Genomic DNA, 11921 nt, shown 5'->3' on the forward strand with positions numbered 1-11921 from the left:
AAGGTTAAAGGAACTATGGCTATACCATTCCATTAACCTTTTTTTATAAATCAAAGTTATTTTTTCAAACTTTACTTCCAAGTACGATATATAGCCAATTGATTATATATAGCAAGTTCATGTGCAAGCCTTATCTTTTAAAAAAAATATTTATCTTATAAAGAGTTTTTTCTATTAAAAGGGCTCTATCTTAATGAGATGTATAATCAACAATGGAAACTACAAAATATCTATTAAAAACAATTATAGAAGGAGATAAGTAATGAGTTTACACGAAACTATATCAAAATCAATAAATGGTGACTTATCTAGTTATGAATATCTAGTTAATGAATTCCAGGGCTTAGCCATAACCTATGCCTATAGTATATTACGTGATTATCAACTAGCAGAAGACGCCGCACAAGAAGCATTCATTCTTTTGTTTTTGAATATAAAAAACTTAAAAGAGCCACTAGCCTTTGTAAGTTGGCTAAAAAAACTAACTTTTACCTGTTGCAATCGCATAACACGAAAAAAGAACTTAGAAGTCTATGATGAAGATCTGGAACAAAAACCTTCAGATAAATCAATTACAAAGATAATTGAAATATCAGAAAAAGCTACCCTCGTGCAAGAATCACTTTCACTCCTTACTAATGATCAAAAGGAAGCAATTATTCTACACTATTATTTAGATAAAAAATATTCTGATATAGCAAATATGCTAGGAATTACCGAAACGGCTGTTGCCAATAGAATTTACTCAGGCAAGAAAAAACTAAAAAAAATAATGCTAATTACTATGAAAGATTATTTAGTAGAGCTATCAATGAATAAAGACTCCTTTACTCGTAAAGTTTTAGAGCAAGTACCTAATATAACTACTCAAGATCCAAGAGTTCAAGAAAATTTTCAATTCTGCGGTTGTATGAGAGCTATAATGCAATATTTGAATAAAGATTCTTCCTTAGACTTCATTTATTTTGCAGGAATTACGGGAGCGCTCTTCTGCAACGTATGGAGTTACAATCCCAAATGGCAATATAGTGAATCTACTGTTTCATTTTTCCAATATAATGGTAGACAAGAAATAATTGTATCAGCTTTTAGATCTATAGGCTACAAGTGCGAAATTGTATCTGAAATAGACTTAAAGGAAAATACGAAAAAGTACTTAAAAAAGATCGTTGAATCATTAGATAGTGGATTTCCTGTTATGACATATGGAATTGTTGGACCGCCAACCTGTTCGCTGATTACAGGCTATGATGAAGGAGGCGAAGTTCTAATTGGTTGGTCAGCATTTCAAAATGGTGATCATGGGTTTCCGGATGGATATGAACCTTGTGGCTATTATAGAAAACGTAATGGACTTGATGAATCCTATGGACTAATTTTCTTTGGTGAAGAGTGTGAACCTATGAATAACCAGGACATTGTAAAAACTGCATTAAAGAACATAAAGCAAGTAGTGAATCTTCCAAAAACAAACAGAAACTTATATGGAATAGATGCATATACTGCTTGGGCAGAAGCATTTCTTCAAGATAAAGACTTTATAGAAAACGCCTCTGAACTTGATACATATCTAGATGTACATTGTGGTCAAAAGGTCATTGTTATGACAGGACGTACTTATGGGGCAGAATTTTTATCACGACTTAAAAATTATGATTCTCCCTATAACATTTTAATCGACAAATTAATAGACTTATGTGAAAAAGAAAATGCTATCCTAAATAAGTTTTGGCAACTTGAACCCTCATTTTATTTTGACTCTAAAAATTTAATTAACCAAAACTATCGTAGACAAATGGTTGATATAATTTTAGAAGCATCAGAAATATATAACCAATTTGTACATACTTGTGATTTATAATAATAACTCCTCTATCCTATATTGTTAAACTATGATAATAAAGGTGGTAACAATAATTAATTAAGATCAAACATCTATACTATAATTAAAGAATATAAATGTAACTTGTATTTTTCCAGTAGTTATCTATCAAAACAATAAGATTCAATTATAAAAACGGTTAAAGGAATAATACTGTGATGTTCCTTTAACCGTTTTTATTTAACTGATAACCTTCTCATTGCTATATGTACTTATTTTTTCTTCTTCTAACTTTTTAGCAAAAGGGAAAAACTTATTTCCTTCAAAAATACTAAAAGGTAAAATAAGAAATAGCCAACAAACTATAAAAGAATATCTATCCTGTGATTCTGTAATTAAAAATAATAAGCCATATCCACAAAAAATAAAATAGAATAGATTCACTAATTTATTTTTTAAATACTGTCGCTTATTAAATAATCCTATATATGTTGTAGTGATTACTATAACATACATCAATTGGTTATACATATCGGAATTTTCAAAAAGATTTAACCTTATACCTTCCTCTTCTAAATCTAAGGTTGCCCAGAAAACACCACTGAAGTCACCATTTCTCCACTGACCTGTATATTTTCTAATATAGAACTCTGCTAATTGCCTATAAGATGCTGTAGTTAAACGCTCTTTTACAATTTCCTTACAAGCATTCTCTATATCTTCATAATCATCATTATATTTATCAACAATTCTAGCATCCTCTTCATTCCATCTTCCCCAACTATCGAAGTTAGTCCCCTTTAATATTGAAGTCCAAGAGGATTCGCTACCTTTCCAAAGATTAAACTCTGTAATAGTACTAACTCTTAACAATGTACTTACTAATATTAGTGGAATTATAAATGCTCCTACTATATAAATTATTGCAACAGCCTTTTCTTTAATTGATTTTTCAAAGTATATTAATAAATACATTATATATGCAATAACTACTACTGGCGCAACCATTCTAAAGAAATTGCCTATTGTTAAGCTCAATGCAGAAAAAAACAAAAATTTTAAAGGTTTCTTGCCTTTTATAACTAAAATGAAAAAGTATACGCTTAATAAATAGAATGGAATGGCCATATTTTCGCCACAATACACTGCGGTGTATAAAATAATTGGAGGATAGATGGCAGCTATAAAGCTTGCCCATATTCCTTTTACTTTACTGCCAAATACTTCCTTAACAATAAAATAGATAAGAATCACACTAACTGTTGAACATAAGACGTTTATTATTTTTATGGTTATCAAAGGATAAGTAAAAAACCTCCTAATAACTGCAAAGTATAAAACTATAATTGTTAAATGAGGAAATCTAGCGTAATAATGGTTTCCTTTAAAAATATAATAATCTCCTTCCAAGACCAATTGACTTCGCTCATACATTCCTGCAAAGTCTGATACTGGGATACTGTCTATAGACCAGATCCATATTAACCTTATAATTAATGAAAATGTTATTATTGCTACTAATATTTTATTTGTTTTAATATTTTTCTTTAATGCTATATATGTAACCAATCCGCATAAAAGAAAAAAAACTATAAAATATAAACCTTGCTTTTCAACATCTTTATATTGATCTTTCAATTCATCATAAGTAGTAAAAACAATTAAAAGAAACAATAGTTTTAAAGTTATATTTACGAATCTCGAAAATCCATCTTGAAAAGTTCCTATTGAATTTTTTATTTTTAGAAAACCTAATTGCACTTCTCTTATGTTTGTCACCTCCTGTTTTGTTTGCAACTGTTATTTTATCTCATACAATCATATATATCAACTATTTTATTGAATTTTTATTTATTTTTTATATTTATGTATTTTAATTTAAAATAAGATAAATAACAGTTAGTTATAGATATAATATCTACAATATAAAACAATCGGTTGTCTAGATAAATTTATGAAGTTCATATGTTTCTTCTATTTTATTGTCTTTTAACAAATCTTTATCCTATAATTCTCTATTTTTTAGCTTTTCCTTTTCCTTCAAAATAAACGACTAAACTAAAGCCAAGCAATATTACAAATTTAAAAATCCATTGTTTTTCTGTTCCCGGTTTAGCAATAAACAATACAAACCAAATTCCACAAACAACAATCAGCGTAGGACATATTAATCCTAAAAAAGAATGTTTCCTTCTACTCAAAATATGCTGAAGTATTAAAAATAAAACGCATATTACAACCGCTATTAGTGCTGCCATTTATTCCACCTTATTCCTTTCTATCAAGTTCTAATATGAACTATTATCTACAGTTGAGGTAATTACTGGCTTTCCTTCTCTATCTAATAAAACAGTAAGGCCACCGCCATAACCATTTATCGTAAACAGATAATTCACTCCAGTTTTTTTATCAACAATTACTTTTATCTGTTGCAAAGTCCCTTGCTGATAAGTCACTATAAATCTATCTCCGTCACTATTCTTTTTATTCCCAAACATCCTAATAACATCTCCTCACTATTTTTATTTAATATATTTATTACTTCTAATTCTAAAATTTATTATAACATATGTTTTCAATAGTATATTCCACAATATAAAATTTTTTCCATATGAAAATTTAACACCTCTACAATATGTATATTACAGAATCATAACTTTTATAATCCTTATGTATTTACTGATAAGTATTATAAACCCTACAAAAATTTATTTAGTAGAGAATTTCTAATGTCGTCAAGTCTGTAAGAATTTAATCAAACTTAATTAAAATCCCTTCCCTTTGACGACACCGTAAAAAAGCCCACCTGTCTAAGTAACAGATGGACTTTCTGCTTTATTGTCTAATACTTAAAAGCTTATTCTTCAATTGTTCTTCAATGTTTCTTAACTCTACTTCCGCTTCTTTACGTTTTTGACGTCCTTCAGTTTGTATACGAAGTACTTCATCAAGAGTTGAAATTAATGATTCATTTGTCGCTCTAAGTGTCTCAATATCAACAATTCCTCGTTCTGATTCTTTAGCAGTTTCTATAGTTGATATTTTAAGGGTTTCTGCATTTTTTCTTAAAAGTTCATTTGTCATATTTGTTACTTCACTTTGAACTTTTGCTGCCTTGCTGGAATGAGCTACTCCAAGAGCAAGAACTATTTGACTTTTCCAAAGAGGAATTGTATTTACAATAGTAGATTGTATCTTCTCAGACATTAAAGTATCATTATTTTGAATTAATCTAATCTGAGGAGCCATCTGAAGGGAAATCATCCTAGTTAACTCTAAGTCATGGATTTTTTTCTCAAAGCGATTGCAAAGGGATACAAAATCATTTGTTGCCTGTGCATCCTCTGGAAGTCCGCTTTTTGTTGCTTTCTCTACTAAAAGAGGCAATTCTTCTTTTTCTAATTTTTGAAGTTTCTTTTTACCTGCTAAAATATACATAGAAAGTTCTTTAAAGTACACCTTATTTATCTCATACATTTTATCTAACATCGCAATATCTTTTAAAAGTTGTATTTGATGATTTTCAAGGGTAGTACAAATTCTATTTATATTGTTTTCAACTTTATCATACTTTGTTTTCATCTGTGAGAACTTTTCTGCAGGTTTTTTAAATAGTCCTAAAAATCCTTTTTTCTCTTCTACTGCTTCAAAAGTCTTTAGTTCTCCTACTACGTTAGTAAGCATATCGCCTATTTCCCCTAAATCCTTTGTCTTTACATTATCTAAAGCTGACTCAGAGAAATCTGCTATTTTCTTTTGGGCACCTACCCCATATTGTAAAATAGAATTTGAATTCGTTACATCTATCTTTTTAACAAACTCATCTACCATTCTTTTTTCTTCTTCCGATAAAAAGCTATCATCAAAAACCTCTGTTGGTTTCTTTTCTTCAACTTTAGCTACAGGTGCCTCCTCTTGAAAAGGCTCAAAGCTTAAGCTTGGTGCTATATTGATATCGTCTTTAAATTCATTACTCATTTTCAATTCCCCCTTCGTTATAATTATTGCTTCTTAAGATCATCTTTAGTCAATCCTTCTTGAGAAAATAAAGTTTCTAAAACAGAAATATCTGTAGATATGTCCATAGCCATCTTTCCAAACAAATCGTCTAACATTTTCTCAAAGGCAACATTTATTAGATCTAAACTCTTTTCAATTTCATTTTTTGCATTTTTTATATTATCTCCTTGAACAGGAAGATCATTTAAATCTTTATATGAATTAACCAACTTTAAGGTAATAGGAAGATAGTGGTTCATAAATTTGTTAACTTCTCTAAGTTTTTCAGGATTGCTCTCTAAATAATTGAAGATTTCATTTACAATCTTCTCAAGTCTGAATAATTTTTCAGAAATTTCTTCGCCTTCAATAGCATCATTTGCAACTTTAATTTGGTCTATATAATTTTTACCTAATTCAAGAGCAGTTCTTAATTCCTTCTTATCTGGATCATTCATTTCTTCTTTTATCTTTTCTTGTCTTTTTAATTCTTCTTCTTTACGCTTATTCAATTCTTCTTGCATACTTAAATAATTTTGATAAACCTCATCGCTTATCATAAAATAAGTTTGCTTTTCATCAATATGCGCTTGTTTAAACATTCCCAAAGAAATCATTCTTCTTAAATCTTTAATAACAAAGTTTTGCTTCATATTAGTAGTTTTTGCTATCTCCTCAATAGAACAATAGCTTTTATTATTAAGAGCCTTTACATAACCTTTAAAACGCTTTATCCTTTTTCTTAGATTTATACCCCTAAAAAGCATACCTATACTTGACACAAAGAAGAAAGCTATAGCTGCTAAAGCTAAATATCTAACAGTTGTAAATGACTTCACAAGACAAAAAACAAGGTAAGCTATTAATACTACTCCTAATGTAGCAGATCCCATACTCCCAAAGACCACATAAAGTATTCCAGATACTCGTCCAACTGGTTTCTTAGAAACATACTTTCGAATACTATTGATATCACTAGGATCTGCAGTAGCTATATCAGCATATTTATCTTTATATTTATCTTTATCTCTAGTTCTATGGTGATGTCTATTTACTTGATCATAAACCTTATCATTAAGCTTTTCATCAAAGTATTCTACCTTATCCCTCAACTTTGATTTCACATAATGTTCCTTTGATTTAGCATACTCTATAGCATCGAATGTATTTTCTAGTGTATTTTCTAGTGTATGTCTAATTTGGTCTTCCAACCAAAAGAAATCTTTCCTTCCCATATCCATGCCTCCAATTTTACTTACATCTCACTTATAATTATATATACTATTTTATTTTAGCATCTACCTATCTAAAATACAATTTGTAACAACATAGCTTTCTATAATTTAACGTAGTGTATTATAGTTAAAATTATATTACTAATTCAAGTTATATTACTAGTTTAGATTATATTACCACTTCATCCTATACGTTACAAAGTTTTTTATAACAATTTAAAAGGTATAAAAACTAGAACGAGTCTTTATACCTTTTAATAGTTACTTACAAAATTCATTATATAATTTTATATATAGCTTTTCTTTTCTATCATTTTTTATATTAAACTTTATTCTATAGTCCTTAACATTTTCAACATTTATATCTCCTATTACTAGTCCTTGATCATTAATTTTTTCAGTAATAACCTCTCCATAAGGATTTATTATCATAGAATTGCCATTATACAGGAGATTATCTCCTGAGCCAACTCTATTAACGCCAGCTATATAACATTGATTCTCTATAGCTCGTGCCTTTAACAAAGTCCTCCAATGTTCTATTCTACTTTTAGGCCAGTTAGCAATAACTATAATCAATGAGCTTTTATATGAACAAGCTTGAAATATTTCTGGAAATCTTAAATCATAGCAAATCAACGGTGAAATTATAATTCCATTTACCTCACAGTGTTGTATTTCTTCTCCACTAGAATAGTGCTTAGTTTCATTTCCATATGAGAAAGGATGTATTTTAGTATAATTACTTATGATTTGTCCCTGTGCACTAATAATGATAAACTTATTTAAAGCAGTATTTTGTTTTTTTTCAACATATCCAAAACCAATATTTATACTTTTACTTATTGCCTGTTTTCTGAAAAAATCAATGGTTGTAGACTTATCAAATATCTCACCAATTTCTTCTATATTCATAGAAAAACCTGTTAAGGTCATCTCCGGAAACACAAGTAAATCAACATTTTGGTCTTTTGCCTCATTAATTAATTCTATACAATTTATTTTATTCTTGCTCTTATCTTCCCAAACTATATCAATTTGTGCTAAGCCTAATTTCAAAATTCTCATCCTTCCATGTTATTAGATCACTCTTTAGACTAATGTAAAAAACACTTAACTTTTATGCTTTCGCCTAAAATTTCTATGGATATTTCATCTCGCAAAGCTGCTTGTACATAAAAGTATATATAGTGTTTATCTAGCGCTACTTTTACAATAACTATCTTTGCTAATAATCTATTATCCTCAAATAATTCAGGTATATTGAGAACTGATTCAAGTATTTCGAATTTCTCTTTAATATTATCATTATTACTAATATCAATATACGGTAAATACCAATTTTCTTTATATTTATGTTGGTACACCCGCTTATTGTCTTTATCATGGGAGATTCTAAACACTCCTTGTTCTTTCACAGTTTCTCTGATTATAGTAATAATATCCTTTTGACATATTGTTCCTAGAATCTCAACTCTTTCGCAACATATTTCTTCTACTATTTCTAGCATAAAAAACTTTTCATGTTTGAAAGTTTCAAAAGCTTCTGGCTGACTATCTCTGTTTTTATCATCATAAAAGGTCAATTCTTTAAATAGCTTTGTATTTACGAAATTAGAAATATCATATTGTTTTACCGGTAAAATTTCCCTTATAAATATTTCTATCTCATTTTTTTCTTTTTTTATATCATTTCTATTCTTCCCTTTTGCTGACATAAAATTTTCTATAACTTGATTAAGCATTCCTTCGTAGCATTTTACTAATTCTTCTATAGCTCTTTGAGAATAGTTGTTTTTGTTATACCATACCTCCATATTAAACTCTCCATCAATAACAGAACCATTGAATATAATGTTACTAAATACGTTATCTTTTGAAATATCATTGCCTCTAGATAAATATGAGTTTTCAAACTTACCTTTAACATCATCTCTTATCTTGAACTCTCCAAGATAATTAAAAGAAATATCTACTTCCATTTCAGGCATTTCATAAATACCACTTTGTTTAATCACATTATATCCTATTCCATGCTCTGGAATATTTCTTAACATTTCTTTTGTATTAACAATACTTTTCTCAAGGGAGTCTGTTGCTTCAAGGACTATAGGAAAAATACTTGTAAACCATCCTACTGTTCTGTCTATTTGTATTTTTTCACTAATCCTTTCTCTTCCATGATCTTCTAGTTTCAAAACCAATTTCTTTTTACCTCTCCATAGCTTATATGCCATTACTAGTGAACCAAGTAAAACATCATTGATTTCAGTATCATATATTTTTCCTACTTCATGCAATAACTTGCTTGTTTTCTCTAAATCAAAGTGAAATGTAAACTTACCATATCCATATTCCTTGCCACTTGAATTATTGGCTATTTTACCATAAATCAAGTCTTTATTAATCTTTTCCCAATACTCTATTTCTTTTAATATTTTCTCACTTTGACTATATTCACTTAACTCATTTGCCCATTCTTTATATGATGTTAATTTCTTAGGTAAGCTTATTTCTTCATTATCAATATATTGATTATATCCTGTTTGAAAATCTTCAATTAATATTCTCCACGAAAAACTATCAACAACTAGATGATGTATACATACTATTAAATGATCTCCGTCAACGGTCTGATATAAAGCAGCTTTTACTAACGGCCCATTTGATAAATCAAAAGTACTTTGTAATTTATTATTTTCGTATCTTACTGTTTCCTCTATATCACTATTACTTAAATCACGTAGATCATACTTTTTAAATTGAAACAGTTTGCTATTATTTATACTAAGTATTTCTTGATTTCCACTTTTAAATACGGCTCTTAAAATATCATGATGTTTCACTATAGCAGTTAAAGTTTCCTTTATTGCTTTCTCACTAAAGCCCTCCTTAGCCATTATCATAATAGACTGATTAAATTGATTTGGCTTAAATAACTTCCAACTAAAGAAAGTCTTTTGAATAGGCGTCAATGGTACTTCCCCTGTGATTTCTTCTTGACTATCTATTTTTTCTATATGCTGGAGATCACTAATTGGCAACCATCTAACTAATTCTACTTCCATACCAGTTGGTATCAAGCTATTATATATATCTACAAGTCGTTTATATAAAAGTGAAATATCCAACTGATCAATTATTAAGTGATGAAATTTTAATAATATATGATTTCTTTCTTCTGCAATTTTAATCAGTACAACTTTAAACATTCCTTCATATATATTAAAAGCTTTTGTAAACTCTTTTTTTTGCCATTCAATTGAATATTCTCTTGAATCTTTATAAACAGCAAAATCATGATATTCTATTTTGTAATTCATTCTTGGAAGAAATTTATAAAAAGGTTCACCTTCTCTTTCACCCATTATTATCCTTAGTATATCATCCTCATTAACAACAATATTTAAAGCCTCACTTAACATGTCATAATCTACTTCACCATTAACCTCTATATATCCCCCAATATTATAGAAAGGCATTTCAGAATGTATTTTCTGCTGCATCCATATATCCTTCTGGTAAGAAGTTAATGGATATTCCTTCGTAAACGTATCCATTTTTGCTGTACCATTTCCCATAACTTATTCCTCCAAGCAACATTTTAGTAGATTAATTGATTTTTAAACCCCATTTTTTATCAATTAATGAAAATAATTCTTATGTATATTATACCACTTTTCTCCATTAACTGTAAAATATAAACTGTCATTTTATGAGGTTTATATCATATGTATAAAGTTGGTTTTTAGAGAATTTTATTATGAAAAAAGTTGCTTTATAATACTTTGATTAATAACTTTTTGAACGATACTCTTTTGGCGTTACTCCAAAATGCTTTCTAAATTTTCTCGTAAAATAATTGCTATCATTAAAACCACTTTCAAAAGCGATATCAGAAATACTAAGCTTGCTTTCTTTAAGTAATAATGAAGCATGTTGCATACGCAACTTCATGATGTAATTCATAGGAGTTGTTTTGTATGTTTTATTAAATATTCTATTAAAATGTCTTATAGATATATTCGCTTTCTCTGCCAGTTCAGTCAAAGTAATTTGTTCTTTAAAATGATTTTCTATATATGAAATTGACTTTGCAATACTAACTAAATTCTCCTTCTCCCCCATATTATTCAGTGTATATCTTCTTGATAAAAAAACTACTAGTTCCATAAAATATGCCCAAATTAAGGTTTGATATCCTCTTATTTTACTTTGATATTCATCATACATGCTAATAATAAGTCTTTTTACTTTTTCTAAATCAACAAAAGCTAATTTGAGATGACTGTTAAAACTGCATTCTTTTCTTAAAAAAGGTTCAATAACAAAAAGAGCATGATAGCCATAAGATCTTTCTATATCACTACTTTTATTAAACAAATTCTCTGGTTGATACATGATATTACATATCTCAAAGTCGCAAGTATTTTCGTAGGAATGCCAAGTTCCACCGTTGATGACAAAAACATCACCTTTGTTGATAACATATTGTTCATTATTAACAATATGCGTAGCTGTACCATTCAAAACAATCACTAATTCAGAAAAATCAAAATGATAGTGAACACCCATCCCATTTTTATGTTGACCATATTGTATAAAAAAAGGAAATTTGTTATCATTTGTAAAGTAATATAAGTACATGAATTGCATAATTACCCCCATTAACTATAAATCTATGAAGAATGTTATTAGTTGGTTTACTGATTAGTGTTTATTTTGTCACCCACTATAACGTTTACATTTTTCTATAATTTTCACCATAATGAAGCTTTGCTACTAAATATAATTATTTCAATTATTATTTTATAAGTTTCTAAAAACACTTCATATTTTCAATAAGATAAAAGAAATTTAGTTAC

General features: G+C 28.5%; 9 protein-coding genes. 1 reads left to right on the top strand and 8 read right to left on the bottom strand.

Annotated elements, in window-relative coordinates; translation table 11 throughout:
* Positions 1 to 262 precede the first annotated feature (262 nt).
* The gene (locus tag CLOCEL_RS15540) at positions 263 to 1861 is read left to right on the top strand and encodes a sigma-70 family RNA polymerase sigma factor (protein ID WP_010075890.1); all 1599 of its coding nucleotides are present in this window, start codon (positions 263 to 265) and stop codon (positions 1859 to 1861) included.
* A gap of 201 nt (positions 1862 to 2062) precedes the next feature.
* Here CLOCEL_RS15540 and CLOCEL_RS15545 read toward each other — a convergent pair whose 3' ends face one another.
* From CLOCEL_RS15545 to CLOCEL_RS15580, 8 genes are all read right to left on the bottom strand, one after another.
* A complete protein-coding gene (locus CLOCEL_RS15545) occupies positions 2063 to 3619 on the bottom strand; it encodes a glycosyltransferase family 39 protein (RefSeq protein ID WP_013291824.1) in 1557 nt (518 codons plus the stop codon).
* Positions 3620 to 3837: 218 nt separating this feature from the next.
* A complete protein-coding gene (locus CLOCEL_RS15550) occupies positions 3838 to 4080 on the bottom strand; it encodes a hypothetical protein (RefSeq protein ID WP_010075892.1) in 243 nt (80 codons plus the stop codon).
* Between the two features lie 30 nt (positions 4081 to 4110).
* Entirely contained in the window at positions 4111 to 4320 is a 210-nt protein-coding gene (locus tag CLOCEL_RS15555) for a DUF6440 family protein (RefSeq protein ID WP_010075893.1), read from the bottom strand.
* Between the two features lie 337 nt (positions 4321 to 4657).
* On the bottom strand, positions 4658 to 5800 hold the full coding sequence (locus CLOCEL_RS15560) for a toxic anion resistance protein (protein WP_013291825.1): 1143 nt from the start codon (positions 5798 to 5800) through the stop codon (positions 4658 to 4660).
* 23 nt (positions 5801 to 5823) lie between these two features.
* The gene (locus tag CLOCEL_RS15565; protein ID WP_010075896.1) at positions 5824 to 7056 is read right to left on the bottom strand and encodes a 5-bromo-4-chloroindolyl phosphate hydrolysis family protein; all 1233 of its coding nucleotides are present in this window, start codon (positions 7054 to 7056) and stop codon (positions 5824 to 5826) included.
* A gap of 261 nt (positions 7057 to 7317) precedes the next feature.
* Positions 7318 to 8115, bottom strand: coding sequence for a carbon-nitrogen family hydrolase (locus tag CLOCEL_RS15570; protein ID WP_010075897.1), 798 nt, complete (start codon positions 8113 to 8115; stop codon positions 7318 to 7320).
* Positions 8116 to 8153: 38 nt separating this feature from the next.
* Positions 8154 to 10637 (bottom strand): condensation domain-containing protein, encoded by a 2484-nt coding sequence (locus CLOCEL_RS15575; protein WP_010075898.1) that lies wholly within the window; start codon positions 10635 to 10637, stop codon positions 8154 to 8156.
* Positions 10638 to 10848: 211 nt separating this feature from the next.
* Positions 10849 to 11712 carry a helix-turn-helix domain-containing protein gene (locus CLOCEL_RS15580; protein ID WP_010075899.1) on the bottom strand — a complete coding sequence of 288 codons (864 nt, stop codon included), beginning with the start codon at positions 11710 to 11712 and terminating at the stop codon, positions 10849 to 10851.
* Positions 11713 to 11921 lie beyond the last annotated feature (209 nt).

Origin of the sequence: Clostridium cellulovorans 743B (genome assembly GCF_000145275.1) — a bacterium.
Lineage (GTDB): Bacteria > Bacillota > Clostridia > Clostridiales > Clostridiaceae > Clostridium_K > Clostridium_K cellulovorans.